Source organism: Paenibacillus sp. FSL P2-0121 (assembly GCF_037975345.1).
Taxonomy (GTDB): domain Bacteria; phylum Bacillota; class Bacilli; order Paenibacillales; family Paenibacillaceae; genus Paenibacillus_AQ; species Paenibacillus_AQ odorifer.
Genome location: NZ_CP150245.1, coordinates 1,399,907 through 1,416,394 on the forward strand (window position 1 = coordinate 1,399,907; position 16,488 = coordinate 1,416,394).

General features: G+C 44.1%; 19 protein-coding genes and 3 tRNA genes. 19 read left to right on the top strand and 3 right to left on the bottom strand.

Going from position 1 to position 16,488, the window contains the following annotated elements; genetic code table 11:
• The first annotated feature begins 28 nt into the window (after positions 1-28).
• Both MKY54_RS06155 and MKY54_RS06160 read left to right on the top strand, forming a co-directional pair.
• A tRNA-Glu gene (locus tag MKY54_RS06155) sits at positions 29-100 on the top strand.
• Positions 101-106: 6 nt separating this feature from the next.
• Positions 107-189: transfer RNA gene (locus tag MKY54_RS06160), tRNA-Leu, on the top strand.
• 87 nt (positions 190-276) lie between these two features.
• On the opposite strand, the gene MKY54_RS06165 is transcribed toward MKY54_RS06160, so the two are convergent.
• The gene (locus MKY54_RS06165) at positions 277-900 is read right to left on the bottom strand and encodes a hypothetical protein (RefSeq protein ID WP_076185837.1); all 624 of its coding nucleotides are present in this window, start codon (positions 898-900) and stop codon (positions 277-279) included.
• Positions 901-1,127: 227 nt separating this feature from the next.
• Between MKY54_RS06165 and MKY54_RS06170 the strand changes: the two genes are divergently transcribed.
• Positions 1,128-1,493 carry a helix-turn-helix domain-containing protein gene (locus tag MKY54_RS06170; RefSeq protein ID WP_036681672.1) on the top strand — a complete coding sequence of 122 codons (366 nt, stop codon included), beginning with the start codon at positions 1,128-1,130 and terminating at the stop codon, positions 1,491-1,493.
• Between the two features lie 88 nt (positions 1,494-1,581).
• A tRNA-Leu gene (locus MKY54_RS06175) sits at positions 1,582-1,664 on the top strand.
• Between the two features lie 67 nt (positions 1,665-1,731).
• On the opposite strand, the gene MKY54_RS06180 is transcribed toward MKY54_RS06175, so the two are convergent.
• Entirely contained in the window at positions 1,732-2,241 is a 510-nt protein-coding gene (locus MKY54_RS06180) for a GyrI-like domain-containing protein (protein ID WP_339189927.1), read from the bottom strand.
• Positions 2,242-2,410: 169 nt separating this feature from the next.
• A complete protein-coding gene (locus MKY54_RS06185; protein ID WP_038569095.1) occupies positions 2,411-2,890 on the bottom strand; it encodes a glutathione peroxidase in 480 nt (159 codons plus the stop codon).
• Positions 2,891-3,070: 180 nt separating this feature from the next.
• Here MKY54_RS06185 and MKY54_RS06190 point away from each other — a divergent pair, with 180 nt between their 5' ends.
• From MKY54_RS06190 to MKY54_RS06260, 15 genes are all read left to right on the top strand, one after another.
• Positions 3,071-3,493: an organic hydroperoxide resistance protein gene (locus MKY54_RS06190; protein ID WP_036681676.1), complete on the top strand. Its 423-nt coding sequence runs from the start codon at positions 3,071-3,073 to the stop codon at positions 3,491-3,493.
• Positions 3,494-3,683: 190 nt separating this feature from the next.
• Positions 3,684-3,962, top strand: a complete 279-nt coding sequence (locus MKY54_RS06195; RefSeq protein WP_036681678.1) for a hypothetical protein — start codon at positions 3,684-3,686, stop codon at positions 3,960-3,962.
• Between the two features lie 94 nt (positions 3,963-4,056).
• A complete protein-coding gene (locus tag MKY54_RS06200; protein WP_076308658.1) occupies positions 4,057-4,476 on the top strand; it encodes a thiol-disulfide oxidoreductase DCC family protein in 420 nt (139 codons plus the stop codon).
• A gap of 79 nt (positions 4,477-4,555) precedes the next feature.
• Positions 4,556-5,461, top strand: a complete 906-nt coding sequence (locus tag MKY54_RS06205) for a copper amine oxidase N-terminal domain-containing protein (protein WP_076304492.1) — start codon at positions 4,556-4,558, stop codon at positions 5,459-5,461.
• A 35-nt stretch (positions 5,462-5,496) separates the two neighbouring features.
• On the top strand, positions 5,497-5,931 hold the full coding sequence (locus MKY54_RS06210; RefSeq protein WP_339189931.1) for a DUF6526 family protein: 435 nt from the start codon (positions 5,497-5,499) through the stop codon (positions 5,929-5,931).
• 185 nt (positions 5,932-6,116) lie between these two features.
• On the top strand, positions 6,117-7,280 hold the full coding sequence (locus MKY54_RS06215; protein WP_339189933.1) for a hypothetical protein: 1,164 nt from the start codon (positions 6,117-6,119) through the stop codon (positions 7,278-7,280).
• Positions 7,273-8,505, top strand: coding sequence for a CpaF family protein (locus tag MKY54_RS06220; RefSeq protein ID WP_076099051.1), 1,233 nt, complete (start codon positions 7,273-7,275; stop codon positions 8,503-8,505). The genes MKY54_RS06215 and MKY54_RS06220 overlap by 8 nt, the downstream gene beginning before the upstream one ends.
• A 29-nt stretch (positions 8,506-8,534) precedes the next feature.
• Positions 8,535-9,338, top strand: coding sequence for a type II secretion system F family protein (locus MKY54_RS06225; RefSeq protein WP_076308656.1), 804 nt, complete (start codon positions 8,535-8,537; stop codon positions 9,336-9,338).
• Positions 9,339-9,351: 13 nt separating this feature from the next.
• A complete protein-coding gene (locus MKY54_RS06230; RefSeq protein ID WP_179086830.1) occupies positions 9,352-10,224 on the top strand; it encodes a type II secretion system F family protein in 873 nt (290 codons plus the stop codon).
• A 13-nt stretch (positions 10,225-10,237) separates the two neighbouring features.
• Positions 10,238-10,426, top strand: coding sequence for a Flp1 family type IVb pilin (locus MKY54_RS06235; protein ID WP_036681690.1), 189 nt, complete (start codon positions 10,238-10,240; stop codon positions 10,424-10,426).
• Positions 10,423-11,094 (top strand): TadE family protein, encoded by a 672-nt coding sequence (locus MKY54_RS06240; RefSeq protein WP_076308654.1) that lies wholly within the window; start codon positions 10,423-10,425, stop codon positions 11,092-11,094. Before MKY54_RS06235 ends, MKY54_RS06240 begins: the two co-directional genes overlap by 4 nt.
• 27 nt (positions 11,095-11,121) lie before the next feature.
• The gene (locus tag MKY54_RS06245) at positions 11,122-13,350 is read left to right on the top strand and encodes a hypothetical protein (RefSeq protein WP_076308653.1); all 2,229 of its coding nucleotides are present in this window, start codon (positions 11,122-11,124) and stop codon (positions 13,348-13,350) included.
• Positions 13,351-13,368: 18 nt separating this feature from the next.
• Positions 13,369-14,349, top strand: a complete 981-nt coding sequence (locus MKY54_RS06250) for a TadE/TadG family type IV pilus assembly protein (protein WP_076308652.1) — start codon at positions 13,369-13,371, stop codon at positions 14,347-14,349.
• A 25-nt stretch (positions 14,350-14,374) separates the two neighbouring features.
• Positions 14,375-14,884, top strand: a complete 510-nt coding sequence (locus tag MKY54_RS06255) for a prepilin peptidase (protein ID WP_076308651.1) — start codon at positions 14,375-14,377, stop codon at positions 14,882-14,884.
• 18 nt (positions 14,885-14,902) lie between these two features.
• Positions 14,903-16,477, top strand: coding sequence for a DUF6382 domain-containing protein (locus MKY54_RS06260; protein ID WP_076308650.1), 1,575 nt, complete (start codon positions 14,903-14,905; stop codon positions 16,475-16,477).
• Positions 16,478-16,488 lie beyond the last annotated feature (11 nt).

Sequence of the window (16,488 nt, forward strand, 5' to 3'; positions counted from 1 at the left end):
TGTGACAAGAAAATAACTTGTAAAGCATGGCCCGTTGGTCAAGGGGTTAAGACACCTCCCTTTCACGGAGGTAACATGGGTTCGAATCCCATACGGGTCATATTATGCGGTAGTGGTGGAATGGCAGACACGCTATCTTGAGGGGGTAGTGGGTGTATACCCGTGGAGGTTCGAGTCCTCTCTACCGCATACAAATAAAAAGTAAGAAACCCTTTGTTCGCAGAGGATTTCTTACTTTTTTTTATAAGATTAGAAGTGAAATTCAGTGACGTCAGGTCATCTCTTAAAAGCCCCAGCATACTGGGGATAGAGCTGTCTTATGCAGTCTGGGCAGATATCATGAGTGAATTGCAAAGAAAGCTGATGCTTTAAGAAATGTTCAATGGTGATCCATTCATCCTTGGGATTACGAATACATTTACAGGAAGCACAGATTGGGATTAGCTCAAAAGATGATGGTAAGGTTGAACGGAGGTTTATGATCTCCGGATGAAGAGGTTCTTCTTTATAGGGGCCCACATCATATAGTGAAATTATAAAAGTGGCTTCTGGGTGCGGATCTGAGAGAAATGGGTAGATCTCCAAACGGAAGATTCGTTTCCCTTTATTAGCGGTTTGTATGGAGAATTCGGAAGTATAAACCTGATGCTCTCTGCGGAGTATATATTTCACTGATTCATAAAGCTTGGCCCATTGATCGGGATCGACAATCACATCTTGCATGAGCTCTGAGTAATACGCGCCAATCCATTTCTTATTAGTAGAAAGACCATATTCATGACTAAAGGTCTTCCACCTACTGTTGGTGAACTGGATAATCCCATGACTGTTGATTACCACCGCATTGTGCGGTAAAGCTTCAAGTGAATGGATAATGGAAGATGATAAGCATTTTGACAAAAGTCACCGCTCCCTCCTAGAGATCATTCAGGATGATAAGTTAACAAAGGGGGCCAGACGGTATTCTAACAGATACTTGTCACCTGAGTCGCCTCTTATCGTCACTCCAGCCATATGATATAATCGGATAATACATAACAATACTAATTATATACTTATTTACGTTATTTTGCAATAGAAGATTACGTAAATAAGTAATTTATTTTTAGATGGAGGGCGATTCACCGATGCAGACCATATACGAACGTATAGAATACCTGATTAAGCAGAAAGGTTTGACCAAAAAATCATTCTGTGAGCAGTTAAATATCAGCACAGGTAATATGGGAGATTGGAAGCGGGGGAAGACTACTCCAGGAACACATAAGCTGATTGAGATCGGTGATTTTTTTCATGTTAGTCTGGACTGGCTCATTCTCGGCAAAGATACACCGGATACTGTACGAGAGAGCGGCGTAGACTATGATTTGAGTGATGTTCAGCTATCGGAAAGCCGAGTAGATGAATTACTTCCAGCAGAAAAGAATTTTATCAAGGAATATATAGCTTTTGCTGAATATCGTAAACAGAAAATGGTCGACGAAGAATCTTAAAATCTGCATCTTTACTTTTGAGAAAAGTACATTTATAATAATGAATGTTGACCTCAAACAAATTTATGTTCTATGTTTTACACACCGCGCGGTAGTGGTGGAATGGCAGACACGCTATCTTGAGGGGGTAGTGGGTGTATACCCGTGGAGGTTCGAGTCCTCTCTACCGCATACAGAATGAAGAAAGAGGCCTTGCGATGCAAGGCTTCTTTTTTTGTTCAATCCTCAATCACACAACCTACTTCTTTACAAGCGGCACGCATAGATTGGCTTCGAATCCTTCATCATCTGGACCGGACTTTTCCGTGTATTGGATGTAAAAGACTCCATCAGGGTTGAACTTATAACCGGAATCCGGCAGCCATTCATTATATATATAATTCCAGGTATGTTGAAAAGCCAACTGAGGGAATCCGTTAGCAGTAAATATAGCATAGGTAGACGCAGGAGGTTTCTTATGAACAAGGCCTTCAGGGATACAATCTAACTGCTCGACTTCAACACAAAGGAAAAAATCAATATCCCATGCGGTATGCTCCCACAGTCTAGGCACGGATGTACGGTTCTGAAATAGACCGAGATAACAACCGCTGCTTTGAACTTTTGTGGGTATAGTATCAAATTTTGTATCAATATCCAGCTCGCCAAAAACATATTCCCAAAGATTCGCGTATGGCTCCCCGGATGAGTTTACATTTGCCCAGCCAATAACATTTAGTTCGGGTATATCAAGCAGTTGAACAGTCACCGATTGTCCCTCCCAGCAAAAATATTTCAACAATATTATAAAATATTCCAAGAGATTAAAGGGTGCTGATATATAGCGATATTATGACGTTCTTTCTAGTTAAAAAGGATACTTTACCGCATAACAACAGGGGGCTGTGTGATGTGGTGAGTATCCTTTTTCTAATGAATTATTTTAAAAGCTTGGAGATATCGGATTCGATCTGCTGTGGAGTGGTCTTAGGAGCAAACCGTTTTAGAACACGGCCATCTTGGTCAACCAGAAACTTCGTAAAGTTCCATTTCACGCTTTTTGAGCCTAAGACACCAGGGGCTTCTTTGGATAAGTATTTGAATAATGGATGTGCTTCATCGCCTTTTACGTCAATCTTCTCGAACATAGGGAAGGTTACCCCATAATTAATCTCGCAGTATTCCGCAATTTCATCACTTTCGCCAGGCTCTTGTCCAGCAAATTGATTGCTTGGAAATCCTAAAACTTCGAACCCGCGGTCCTTGAATTTCTCGTACACTTCCTGAAGACCTTTATACTGGGGAGTAAATCCACATTTGCTGGCAGTATTCACAACCAGGAGTACTTTACCCTTGTACTTTGACAATGATTCCTCTTCACCCTTAAGAGTGTTGACCTCAAAATCATAAATACTCATGGATGACACCTCCATAGCTAATTTAAGTTTTTAACAATTTAATTGTACACTATTTATGGTCTGGAGCCAAATAAGAAAGTATTATGAATCATTCCTCATCATCGTTTCAAATCATACCTGTTGTTTAAAGTATAAAGTATGAGCATGACCAATACAGCTTGATGAAGGAGAAGATGACTCATGAAAGCATTATACACAGCAACTACAACAGTCCATGGCGGTCGTGAAGGCTCCATTGAATCCTCGGATGGCGTGTTAAAGCATAATCTAAGCATGCCTAAAGAGCTTGGAGGGCCGGGAGGTTCCGGTACCAATCCAGAGCAACTATTCTCGGCTGGTTATGGAGCGTGTTACGAGAGTGCACTAGCGAATATCGCCCGTAAAGAGGGCGTGAAACTCCATGACGTGGAGGTCACTTGTAATGTGTCCATTGGGAAGGATGACAGCGATGGAGGCTTTAGACTTGCTGTGAGAATGGATGTGAAGCTGCCAGGGATTGAACACGACAAAGCAGAGGAACTGGCGAAGAAGGCTCACGAATTCTGTCCTTACTCCAAAGCAACCAGAGGTAATATCGAGGTTGAATTAAAGATTGTTGATTAAATGTATCTGTATATATTTTATGGAAATAATGGCTAAATAGAGACGTAAATCATAAAAGAGTAATAAATAGCTGCCGTGTTAGGCGTCTTTGGTTGACATCACCCTTAAAATTCTTTAATATGTCTAAGTATCTGAGAATGTGCCTGCGTGTGCAATTTACAACCAAAAATTTAAATAATGGGTGATGAAGATGTCTTACAGACCGAATATTACGAATGTGACCAAAGCCAGCAGCAACGATAAGGAAGGATTGTACGAGTTCATTATCAAGCTTGCTGATGGAACGGAGTGCCGCGCGTTTTATCATCGGTTTCCGGAATGGAAAATGACGAACATCAGCCGCCTGCTTAAAACTCCATGTCCAATTTGCCGCAAAGATTTCATCTGCAAATGCATGGAGGCATTCACTGCTGATTTCGAAGGGCAAATGATCGGGGATCAATGGATTGAAAAAGCAATCGCAGAATAATTAAAGAACGGCACTTGATGGCGCGGGAGGTTATCCCGCGTTTTTGTTTACCCAAAAAAGCAGAAATTTACGCCTTTAAGACAGAGGGGGAGCCATGAACGAGGAACTGAACCTTATGAAAGGTAAGTCCATTGTGTTGATAGACGGAGTGTGTCATCTTTGCCAGGGGGTAGTTCGTTTCATTATCCCGCGTGACCCCGAGGCTAAATTTCTATTCGCACCTTTACAGAATGAGATTGCGGCAAAGCTAATGAAAGAGTCCGGACTTCAGCCTGGACAATTAAACACGGTGATTTTACTGGAGAACGGAGTGTATTATACAGAGTCGGCTGCTGTGCTAAGAATTGCCCGTAAATTGAGATTTCCTTGGCCTGCCGCATACGTGTTCATCTTAGTACCACGCCCATTGCGCAATGCTCTTTATCGGTATGTAGCTAAGAACCGCTATCGTTGGTTCGGACGTGATGAGCAGTGTATGCTCCCTACCCCAGAGATCAAACGGAGATTTTTGTAAACCATAATCTGGGAGAATGTTATAATGAAACTATAAATGGGTACAGTTTTTTCATATTATCACTAGGGGTGAACGAATAGTGAAACGGAAAGGGCTTCTGCTTTTTATAGTCATGTTGTTATCTTTAAGTATGATCGGTACGGCCTCAGCTGCCCCCAAGCTTCGCATTATGGTGAACAATTCAAGTGTGGATGTTGGTGTGCAAATCGTGTCGGGGAAGACGCTGGTTCCGCTGAAGGCTTTTGAAAGATTCAAGAATACTTCTATTCAATGGGATGCCAATACCAAGCAAGCTACGATTGCTAGAGATTCTATGAAGATTAAGCTTACGGTTGGCTCACGGACGGCTTGGAAGAACTCGGAGGCTGTACAACTGGATGTATCGGCCAAAATAGTGGATGGAAGAGTAGCGGTACCCCTGCGGTTTATTGCGGAGGCTCTTGGAGCGAGAGTAACAGTAGATGCTGCTTCGAATACAGTCTGGGTTCAGGAACGGGCCAATGCTAAACTTGTGCAGAATTATAATAGTAATGACTTAGTTGTTTCCCGCATAGCTGCTCTGCAATTCCCGGTTGAAGAAAGAGAACCCTCCAAATTGACGGGTGATAATGAAGCATTGTCTATGACGTATTATTTTCCTGAAGGCAGATCTGATGGTTATTTTATATTGTATGGACATTTCGTAAAGTATTATGAGATCAAGGATAATATTGTAAAAGTAGTTTGGGAAGCTGATCTGGATATGTCCAAGGAGGCTACAAATAAAGATTTTACCGCGATATTCGGTTACCCAGTTGCGAAGGAATATGGTAAAGCACCTGTTCTAGCTCCATCCTATGCCTCTTTTTATACGAGTGTTTGGGGAAGTCAGATTATTTATGGAATGGTTAATGCGGATGGAACTACTAAAGTTTCAGGACAGTCTCTGTACTGGGGGAATAATGAACCTTTTGTCGTAGCTATTCCCGGAGAGACTAAGCTTTAAGCAATATATAAGTCATATAAATATGGAGATGAATGATGAACAAGGGGAAGCCTAAAGGTTTTATGCGTTTTGATTGGCCTTATCATTTTGTAACTATGCCGCTAGCGCTGATTATATTTGTATGGTCGGGAATTTATGTCGTTCAGGTGTTACGTGATGATGGTGCTCTAACAGTGCCCTTGCTATTATTTGGTTTATCTCTATGCTTATTATTTGCGATTACTCGAATTCGAATTTATGCCACAAAAAATCAGGATCGAGTAGTGAGGGTAGAGGAGCAGTTCCGGTATTTCCGATTGACAGGTGAAGTATTAAATTCAGAGCTTGAATTAGCTCAGATTATTGCGCTTCGGTATGCAGGAGATGAAGAGTTTCCGGCACTATGTCAGCGGGCGGTGAAGGAAAAGCTTAGTCCTGCCGATATCCGGTCTGCCATCAAGAATTGGCGTGAAGATACGATGAGAGTCTAAAAACCACTTGATGTGCGAAAAAACTTATTGCTGCCTTCTTATATATATGCTACTATAGCTGTAAATTAAAGGGATAGTAACGGAAGCACCGTTCAATGTACCGTATCCACGGTTATTGTCGGTGCTTTTTTGCTGTCTTTTTTTTGACAATATTTATAAATTTCTTGCGAAAGGAGAGAGGTTTTATGGCGGCAAGGATTGTACTCGCAGTGCGTGAAAGCCAATATATCGAACCATTGCTACACTATCTTCATCATAGTGAGTATGGAGAAATGCTGCGAATCACGGCTTTTAGTCGGCTGGATGCTTTTATCGATTTTATGAGGGGAGAGGATATGCCGGATGCTGTTGTAGGTGACGTTACTTTTATCGAGGCTTGGCTTGTGGAGGGAAGAACTAAGGTGCCTTGGGCAGTTTTGAGTGAGGAGGGAGCTTATCTTAGCAGGAGTTCTAAAAGCCTGGCTGGAGGCATCATGATTGCGAAATATCAGGCACTGCCTTCTCTGCTGGGAGCATTTATTCAACTATGTGAAGTGAAACGAGCTAGAGGTTCCTCTGTATTAGATGAAACGCTGCTGCTCGGTATCGTCTCCTCAAGCGGGAACACGGGCAAAACCACAGTAGCTATGAATATGGCTAAGCAGCTAGGTGAATTGGGGCTTTCGGTCTTTTATTTGAATCTTGAAAGTGTGGACAGCAGTGGATTATTTTTACGGCCCCCTGCAGGAAATACGCCTGGACTAGAGCGGCTCCTTTATGAAATCAAAGCCAGCCGGGATAAGGGCGGAGCCGATACGATTGATTTGGGGCAATACGTGATTAGGTATGATCACCTTCGAAGTGCTGCTTTTAGGCCAATTATTAATGTAAAAGAAATGCTGCAGATGACTACGCAGGATACGCTAGATTTGTTGGCGCTGTTGGTTGCGGAAAGAAATTTTGACGTAGTTATAATAGATACCGGCAGTATTGAAGAAGAACGTGCCAAAGCTGTGTTACATAAATGCGGAATTCTATTGTGGGTAGTTAGAAATGACGAGGTAAGCATTCATAAGACCATGAGATGGCTATCCCATTGCAATGCTCCTAATTCTGGTATGCCCAGCCAAGTGATGGACAAAAGTAGATTTGCCGTGAATTTTGCCGCAGAGGGTTTAGAGGTGTGGACACCTCCGGAAGGAATTACCGTTGAAGGTGTACTTCCGTATATCCCATCTTGGACGCTGCAGCACCGTGAGGAGCTTTTTCTGAACTCACCACAATTCCAAAAGGAGATCTTACAGCTGTGCAAGCAGATTATAGAACCGTCGCTTCCGCAAGTATTCACTGGTAAGGGTTTACATGAATGAGGAAATGTTTAAGGCACTTCGCAGTGACATCCGGGCAGGATTAGATGTTACTTCTGCAGTTGGAAATCGTGAACTCACCCAATATATTGAAAGGACAATTTTGGACAGCGAAAATCTGCGTTATTTAACAGCACAGGAGAAACATGAGCTCGTGAAGAGATTGTTCGATTCTTTTCGAGGATTGGATGTACTCCAGCCCTTAGTGGATAATCCGGCGATCACTGAGATTATGATTAACAGCCATACTGAGATTTTTGTAGAAGAGGAGGGGCAGATTCGTCGTCTCCATTTGGAATTTGAGTCCAGCAGCAGGTTGGAGGATATTATCCAGACGGTTGTATCCGGTGTGAACCGGGTTGTAAATGATTCTTCTCCTATCGTTGACGCTCGGCTAAAAGACGGATCGCGTGTAAATATCGTGCTTCCGCCGGTAGCTCTGAAAGGCCCGGCGATGACCATTCGGAAATTTCCTGAAACACCGATGACGATGCAGGATTTAGTCCGTCGTGAAGCCTTAAGCTTGGAAGCTGCAGAGCTGCTGCAAATTTTAGTGGCTGCTAAATACAATATTTTTATTAGTGGCGGGACAGGCTCTGGAAAGACTACTTTTCTTAATGCATTATCTCAGTATATCCCCCCACAGGAGAGGGTCATTACGATAGAGGATTCCGCTGAACTGCAGATTGTAACCGTGCCGAACCTTGTTTCACTGGAGACTAGGAATGCTAACACGGAAGGTAGAGGGGAGATTTCCATCCGAGATTTGATTCGTTCTTCTCTGCGAATGCGCCCTAACCGGATTGTTGTGGGGGAGGTACGGGGAGCGGAATGTCTCGATATGCTGCAGGCTATGAACACCGGGCACGATGGAAGCTTGTCTTCCGGCCATAGTAACAGCGCACACGATATGGTCAGTCGACTGGAGACGATGGTGCTAAGTGCTGCGGAGCTTCCGGTAGCTGTTGTTCGCCAGCAAATTTCATCGGCAATTGATATCTTCGTACACTTATCACGTCTCCGTGATCGTTCCAGGCGGGTGATGGAGATCAGTGAGGTTGCGGGGTTGAAAGACGGGGAAGTGATCTTGAATCCCTTATATGAATTTCAAGAAGCTGGTGAACGAGAGGGAAGGGTGCAAGGGGGGTTGCTTCCCTGTGGTAACCCATTGTTGCATACAACGAAGCTTAGGATGGCTGGTGTAAACTCCTATCCATTGGCTCAATAGAGATTCAAAATTCCAGAAGGGGGGAGGTCATGCTTAAGTTTAAATTTGTTGCTGCAAAGCCTGTAGAAGCGGATCCTGACGGTCCTTCGTTATTACCAGATTATAAGGTATACGAATTGACCTTGCTGCAGAGGATTCTGACCCTTACTGCAGGTGGACTGCTGATGTATGGAATTGGATATCTTTTTTATCATCATTGGCTGCTGTCGTTGCTGCTTATGCCTGGCGGAGCTTATGCCCCGCATATGCTGCGTAACTATCTACTGAAAAGACGTCGAAATGCACTGAATTTACAATTTAAGCAGACGTTATTTTCGCTGTCTTCCTCCATTTCAGCTGGGCGTTCGGTGGAGAATGCATTCCGAGAGGCGGTTCAGGATTTACGTATGCTCGACCCGGAGGGAAGCAGTGATATGATCTCCGAGTTAAACATTATCTGTGCACGCATGGAATATCGACAGCCTGTGGAAGAAGCACTGCGGAACTTTAGTGAAAGAGCGGGAATGGAGGACATCGAGCGATTCGCGGATGTGTTCTCGGTCTGTAAGCGTACTGGTGGTGATCTTGTAGAAGTGGTGCGCCGTACATCAACGATTATCGGTGAGAAGCTGGATATTCAGCAGGATATTGCTGTAAGTATTGCTCAGAAGAAATTTGAGGCTAAGGCACTGCTGATATCTCCGCTGATCATGGTGATGTTTATGAGTTTGACGGCTGGAGAATATATGCAACCTATGTATACAGGAGCTGGTATAGCCATATCGACATTAGCGCTAGTTGCTTTATTCCTATGTTATCTCTGGACTACTAAAATAATGGACATTCCACTGTGAAGGGGGTGAAATCATGCGCTGGCTATGTGCGGTGGTTACTGTTATTTTGCTGATAGTCTGGGTTCTACTGCGAATTCAATGCGGCAACAGATATGTCGCGTTACGCAGTCTTCCTATGGAAGGATTACGGCTTCGGAAGTTAGGCGAACCGTTATTACTGCTTATTGAGAAGAGTGGTATCGCCAGTCGGTTTCCCTCACTGTTGTTCAGAATTCAGCGTTCTCTACAGCGCAGTTATGGGATGCGTTATAGCGCAGAGCGGACCCTGCTGTTCATGGGTGAGATGCTAAGTTACAGCTGGCTGTTGCTTGTAGGTGGAAGCTTGATTACAGCATTTAGTGGCGAACAGGCAGGTATGATATTGGGTGTGTTTTTGGCAATTGCTCTACCAACCGCTATGGTCAGTGATCTGCACAAAAAGGTGAGAGTTAGGGAGCAGAATATTATGCTCGAATTGCCAGAGCTGCTGAACAGTATTGTGTTGTTGGTTGGCGCAGGAGAGACCGTGCAACGAGCTATTATTCGCTGTGTGGAAAGCCACCGGGGGGATACGAATCATCCTCTGTATAAGGAGCTAATGACTATGAATAGTGAATGGGAGGGCGGATATTCTTTCCAGCAGGCGTTTGAAAATTTCAGCAAGAGATGCGCTGTGCAGGAGGTATCGGTATTCACAACGACAGTTTTGCTGAATTATCGCAGAGGTGGAGCGGATTTTGTGCTATCGCTACGTGATCTGTCGCGGATGTTGTGGGATAAACGAAAGGCTCTTAGCCGGACACGCGGAGAGCAAGCATCCTCTAAATTAGTTTTTCCGATGGTAGTTATCTTTTTAATAGTAATTGTACTGGTGGGAACGCCAGCATTTTTGATGTTAAAAATGTAGGAGGCTGAAGCTGATGGTATCAACAATGTTGGACAGTATGAAGAACTTTTGGGAAGACGAGGAAGGTTTAGGAACTTTGGAGATGATTTTGATTATTGCTGTCTTGATTGCAGTTGTTCTTTTGTTTAAGGACAAAATTCAAGAGGTAGTAGAAGCCTTAATTAAAACGGCGGGTGAAAAGAGTCAGGAAGTATTCGATTGAACAAGTTTAAGGGTGATCAAGGCAGTTTTACTATTGAAGCGTCACTTCTGTTGCCGATCGTCATGTTTATTACGATGCTTCTTTTGTTTTTTTGCTTGTATAGCTATCAGAAGTCCATGCTGTTGCAAGTGGCCTCAGGAGCTACTGAGCGGGCGGCTTACAACTGGGACAACAGTCACAAGGAGGTCTCTGGTTCTTACATGGCTGGTGAGTATGACTCCCTTTATTGGAGAATTGGGGATGATGCCTTGTTAGCCTCATTATTTGTTGGAGAAGCTGGCAGTGCTGGCGTGACAATAGAGTTGCCCGGTGAAGTATCAGAGAAGAGTGAATTGCCAGTGCTTAAACTGGGCCAATCGTCTACTATGATTCCGGACAATATGCCAGGAACTATGCGTTATGCTCACAGCCTTACAGGACGGAGAGTAAAGGCCGAGTTAAATCGTCTACTGAGCTTGCCTGTGCTTGATAGCGTTCTATCGGATGAGGCTAACCCAACTGTTGAAGCCCAGTCTATCATTGTCGAGCCTGTTGAGTTTATTCGTACGGTCGACTTGATGCGTTATTTTGGAGCTAAATTTAAAGGGGGTTCTGAGGGTAGTGGATCTGCAGTTTACATGGATAAGAAGGATGCTTCTGCTATGCTGACCAAGCTTCAGGATAAGTAAAATCTCTGTTCAAGGGAGGGGGTTTTAATGAAAAGTATAATTACGGGTTGTCCTGCTAAGGGCAAAACAGAAGGCTCAGTTACAATTTTTCTAATCATGGTGCTGGCTTTCGTCTTTCTATTTACTGCTGTGCTGATTGATTATGCGCGAATCGCTGCGTTCAACGTTCAGGAGGAACGATTAGCGAGAGCTAGTATCCGCTCTGTTATGTCTTCATATCATGTTGAATTGCGTGAGAGATACGGTTTATTTGCATTCGGTGATAGTGATGGTGATATGCTGCTGTCCAAAGTGCTCAATGAAAATTTGCATAAAAGTGGGCGGGGGGATACGTTCAATCTCTTACCCTTTGCACTGGAATCCTCCTCTATGGAATGGAGCCGGCCGCTGGGAAGTTATGATGTTTTTCGTCATCAAATACTGGAAGAGATGAAATATAAGGCTCCGGTTGATTTCGCCTTGGAGCTGGCAGGTAAATTCAAGCCGCTGTCGGGCGTAATGGCAGAGGCCTCAAGAGCTACTGAATTACTTAGTAAGCTGCAACCTTTATATGATGAACGTGAAGAGAATTTGGATCTAATGTTAGAGCGGAGAAGCCAAGCGGCGGAGAGTGGAAGAAGAGTACTGCTATGGATTATGAATCCGCCCGGAGATTCTATCTCGGCCCATTCGCTCGGAAGCATGCAAGCAGCCGCGGATATACCAGCACAGTATAGTGACTATCTTGGGAAATATTACGAAGATCTATATCGTGATAGTAAAAAGCCTGCAAAGTACACTTATCAGTTGGCACTTTATCAGAGCCGAACTTCAGAGATGTTGTCGCGGCTCCCATCCTTATTAACAACCTTTCATGAAGAACATGGACAATCAATGGAGGAAGCGAAGGATGCGTTAGACAAAGCGCAGCAATTGAATGACGAGATGAGAGATGTTTTGGCAGCTTCCCGAATAAGTGGCGTAAATCTGGCAGACGATCCTGCTAAGGACTGGGATATTCCGGGAAACTCGGGGGAAATAAGCGCTGAGCCACTTAAAAAGCTGCATGAACAGGAAGATGCCTTGATCCTCTCTTCGGCTGACATTAGTAGTATGGAGAATGGTTTATTTATGCAGCAAAGTGCGTACGAGTCCATTGAACCGACGGTAACAGGATTATCAGGAGTGTTGCATGAAGCTTTGGGAGTCAACGGCGATTCCTACCAAATGATTTCCTCTGTTCTAGGGGCTTCGCATGTAGTAGACAACTATTATAAAAAATACTGTAAGAAGGGAAGTGTTATAGCTAGTGATTTGGCTTTTCTTGAAGAGCATCGCAGCTCGGATAAAGCACGTAAGCAAGTAGAGTGGGAAGCCAAATCCAAGCTGGGCGAGGTTAGAGCACTGCTGGACAAAATTAGAATGCTAGGTAGCGCAGCGGCAGCTTCGATGGAACGTTATCAAATCCTTCATCAATTTTATGAGGACAATGTTTCATTTAATAACGGATTGGAGTCTCAATCCTCTGATAAATCTGAAGTATCCTCAGATCCCTATGCTGCTGGAAGCTCGGCGATGAAGGATATTGACGGGATTTATGCAGCAATGAGTGGCATTATGGGGGGCGCTAGAGACAGGCTTTTTCAAACGGAGTATTCCGCGCTTTATTTTCAGCATTTTGATGTTTCAAAGTTAGCTAGTCTGGCACTGAATTCTCTGGAAGACACTAGTGAGCTCACAGATCAGCTTGATCCTCGCGCTCAGGAGCTGGAATACATTTTATACGGATTTCATAATCCCGCAGGGAATGTGGCCGCAGCCTATGCCGAAATATTCGCGATGAGGTTGTCCATTCGCACAATGGAAGGATTTATAGAGAAGGCAACCTTGGGAAATCCACTGGCTGTTCTAGCGGCGGCACTGTTGTATGGAATCCAGCATGCCATTCAGGATATGTTGCAGCTTTGTGAGAAGGATGCGATTCCTTTATCCAAATATATGCCGGCGCAGCTGACTTACCGTGATCATCTGCGACTGTTCATGATAATGCATGGAGGCGGGGAAGTGCAGCTATCGCGGATGCTGGCTCTAATTCAACTGAACACAGGAATAAATCCAGCGGAAAGAAACACCTATGTATCATCGGACATTAAGCTCCAAATGCAGTTATGGTTTCTGCCAGGTGTAGTTAAAATGTTGAATTACACTGCTGGTTTTCCGGGAGAGGTACAAGGGAATAAGTATCTGAGGGCAGTAAAAGCTGATTATTCTTATTAGCGGGAGGTTGGTAAGGAGATGGTGGATGGGTATGGAATCAGAGGGGAGGACAAGGAAGAAGGTAGCATGGTAGTAGAAGCGGCGATGGTTCTTCCGTTCTTCCTGCTATTCGTCCTGTTCCTGATTTCTATCGTACAGATGACCTTATATTCGACAGCTTTGCAAAGTACAGCATCAGACACTGTAAAGTCTATTTCAACTCATATGTATCCTACGGCTTTGGCGGTGCAGAAATGGGGAATATCCAGCGAAGTAAGTGATGATTCAGGAGGGGATGACAGTGATCATTCTGCTGGCCTGAATTGGACTATTCCTCGCTTGTCACTTACTGATTGGGGCGATAGTTATGCTGAGTCTTTACCCAAGCCGTTAAATGAGTGGGTTATGTCGGCTTTAGAAAGTGGTGAGGGACCGTTGCAGAAGCTTCAGGCAGAGACTAGTGAAAGTGTACTTGATCTTGCGATCAAACCTTTATTGAAACCATACCTGACATCAGATTTACTGGATTATGAGCGAATTCATGTATCTAATGTTATGGTGCCGGAGCTAAAAGAGGGTACTCGTCCCTACCTTGGGCTAGTGGTTAGTTATAAGCTGCCGATGAAGGTCCCCTTTCTAAACCAAAGTATTGTTTTAGAAGCAAGTGCTGTTGAACGCCTCTGGATCGGGGATACGGGAGAAGGCACAGCCAAGGAGGGGAACGGTACTGGCCAACCAGAAGAATTCATTGAAATCTTAGAAAAGCCGAACCCGGCTGTAGCGAATAAGCAAGGCAAGGTTCGTGCCAGAATACCGCCAAATGCTTCTGCCAGCTTGTCAGTCTTTTATAAGAGCGGGGGCAGTACTGCCAAATATTTAGGCTGGAAACAAGCGGATGCAGATGGATATATCGAGTGGGAATGGAAAATTGGTGTAAATACCACACCGGGCTCGTGGCCGTTTGTTATACAACTGGATGACGGTAGATCTGTTGAGGTTATGTTTACAGTAGTGAAATGAAAGGGTGGAAAAAGGAGTGTAATGAATGGCAGAGTGGGCATTTTGGGGATGTCTACCGTTTTTAGCAGCGGCACTTATTACAGATTTAAAGTCGATGAGAATACCAAACTGGATCACCTTGTCAGGCTTGCTCACCGGTCTGCTTGCACAAGGGGTGATCAATAGCTGGCATGGACTGCTGAGGGCTTTCGGGGGAGCTGCTGTAGGATTTACAGTCCTTCTGATCATGCATTTAATAGGGGCGGTTGGCGCGGGGGATGTTAAGCTTTTTGCTGGAATCGGCGCGTGGACAGGGATGTTGTTTACGCTGCAAGTCGTCATGTACTCCGTACTATTTGGAGCTTTAATAGGCTGGTTAATTGTTTTAAAGAGACGGGAGGCGGTCAGTCGTTCGCGTAAGATCATCAGCAGAATTTCTGGATTTATTTTATGGAAGAGCCCGTTTCTATTAAAAAATAACGATAGTGAACTGTTGAAATTCCCTTTCATGCTGGCTGTTATCCCTGGTTCCATATGCGCTTATCTATACTTTTAGTTCGGGAGGTGATGTTTGTTGTTCGGATTAACCCGTGATTTTATGCAACAGGATGGTATATATATGATCCTTGGTGAACCCGAAGGAATACCTGAGGAGAAGCTTAATTTGATTCAGGCGCGCATGCTGATGAACACCGACATTCCTCATCATTTGAGGCTATTACTTAGAGAAATAGATATGAAGGTTACTATGGAATACGCTGTTTTACGCAAAAAAATGCTTAGTCATCTACTCAAAGGAGAGAAGCTAAGTATGAGCTCATTTTTCGGGTTATTGCTGCAAATTGCCCAAGGCATGGAAGATGGCAGGTTATATATGCTGCGGGCGGAACAGTATGCTTTGCATGCAGATTACATTTTTATTGAAGGGTCGTTACAGAGCGGTAAAGTATACCTGACCTACATACCCATTCAGGAGAATAAGTCTGGTTCAAAGCTTGGAGAGTCACTCAAGTCACTAATCATGGTGTTAATGGCATCTATCACAGAGCTAACTGGCAGTGGTGTGCAAAGACTATTGCAATATTGCAGTGAAGAGGGATTTACTCCAGCTGGCTTAAAGATTCTTTTATCAGAGTTGCTGACAGAAAGAGAGCCCGTTACACCTGAAAGACAGCTTCATGAAGGCGTAAAAGAATATCTAGTGAAAGAGGCAGCAGCTCCACCATTAAGAAAAATATATGAGCATCGCGAAGATAAGGGATTGGAGCAGCCGACTGCTACTCCTTGGATCAGCAGCTATCCTAATCTTAAGATAAAAGAGGAGGAGAGCGTGTCTCTAAGCTTGGAGGATGAGCAGGTAACGAATCCGCAAGCCTCAAGCTCAAGAACCTATATAGTGCTAGGGTGTCTATTAGGCGATGCACTCCTGTGGAAGTTTCTATATTTGGATAGTCCAAAGCCGTTATGGCTTGCCGTCTGTGGAGTTGTGACGATTGTATTGGCTGTTTTAAGCTGGATGGTTTGGAGCGGAAGGCTAAAGGTTGGTAAAGAAGATGAGGATTGTCTGAGTGAGGATTCTGAAGATACTAACTGTAATCCGAGTCGGAAAGAATTGGAGTGGAATTTTGGCAGGAACCCTGTGGCTTCTACACGTCCTCCAGCAACAATCCCAAAGGTAACTCCGCAATTCTCAGATTCAGCAGCTAACGTTCCGGTAACCCGTCATGAATCACTAACAGAGGAACATTGTTCTATTAAAGCACCAGAAGCCATAGCACCAACAACTTTATTATCACAGGAGAAACCGCCTAAGCAAGGACGACAAATCGAAAAGCTGGATCGGAGTATTCCTTATCTCCAAAGAAGCGGTGAGGAGGGTGAAGAGGCGGAAATGATCGAGTTAAATCGAACTAGCTTCATTATCGGCCGATCGGCAGAGGTGGCTCAATATGTGGAAAGATCAGAAGGAGCCTCTAGAGTACACGCTGAAATATCTAGAAGCACCAGCGGATATATTCTGAAGGATCTTGACTCCAGAAATGGAACGCTTTTTCAAGGTGAAGCCATGGTCCCGTATAAAGAGTATCCACTAACAGAGGGGACCACATTTAAAATTATAAAAGGAAGCTACACATTTCATACAGCATGAAGGTGAGTTTT

Excerpts from the sequence above, each read along its gene's own strand:
- MKY54_RS06170 (WP_036681672.1), top strand. The coding sequence starts at position 1,128 with ATGCAGACCATATACGAACGTATAGAATACCTGATTAAGCAGAAAGGT.
- MKY54_RS06230 (WP_179086830.1), top strand. The coding sequence starts at position 9,352 with ATGCGCTGGCTATGTGCGGTGGTTACTGTTATTTTGCTGATAGTCTGG.
- MKY54_RS06255 (WP_076308651.1), top strand. The coding sequence starts at position 14,375 with ATGGCAGAGTGGGCATTTTGGGGATGTCTACCGTTTTTAGCAGCGGCA.
- MKY54_RS06225 (WP_076308656.1), top strand. The coding sequence starts at position 8,535 with ATGCTTAAGTTTAAATTTGTTGCTGCAAAGCCTGTAGAAGCGGATCCT.
- MKY54_RS06235 (WP_036681690.1), top strand. The coding sequence starts at position 10,238 with ATGGTATCAACAATGTTGGACAGTATGAAGAACTTTTGGGAAGACGAG.
- MKY54_RS06185 (WP_038569095.1), bottom strand. The coding sequence starts at position 2,890 with ATGAGTATTTATGATTTTGAGGTCAACACTCTTAAGGGTGAAGAGGAA.
- MKY54_RS06210 (WP_339189931.1), top strand. The coding sequence starts at position 5,497 with ATGAACAAGGGGAAGCCTAAAGGTTTTATGCGTTTTGATTGGCCTTAT.
- MKY54_RS06220 (WP_076099051.1), top strand. The coding sequence starts at position 7,273 with ATGAATGAGGAAATGTTTAAGGCACTTCGCAGTGACATCCGGGCAGGA.
- MKY54_RS06245 (WP_076308653.1), top strand. The coding sequence starts at position 11,122 with ATGAAAAGTATAATTACGGGTTGTCCTGCTAAGGGCAAAACAGAAGGC.
- MKY54_RS06195 (WP_036681678.1), top strand. The coding sequence starts at position 3,684 with ATGTCTTACAGACCGAATATTACGAATGTGACCAAAGCCAGCAGCAAC.
- MKY54_RS06200 (WP_076308658.1), top strand. The coding sequence starts at position 4,057 with ATGAACGAGGAACTGAACCTTATGAAAGGTAAGTCCATTGTGTTGATA.
- MKY54_RS06250 (WP_076308652.1), top strand. The coding sequence starts at position 13,369 with ATGGTGGATGGGTATGGAATCAGAGGGGAGGACAAGGAAGAAGGTAGC.
- MKY54_RS06190 (WP_036681676.1), top strand. The coding sequence starts at position 3,071 with ATGAAAGCATTATACACAGCAACTACAACAGTCCATGGCGGTCGTGAA.
- MKY54_RS06215 (WP_339189933.1), top strand. The coding sequence starts at position 6,117 with ATGGCGGCAAGGATTGTACTCGCAGTGCGTGAAAGCCAATATATCGAA.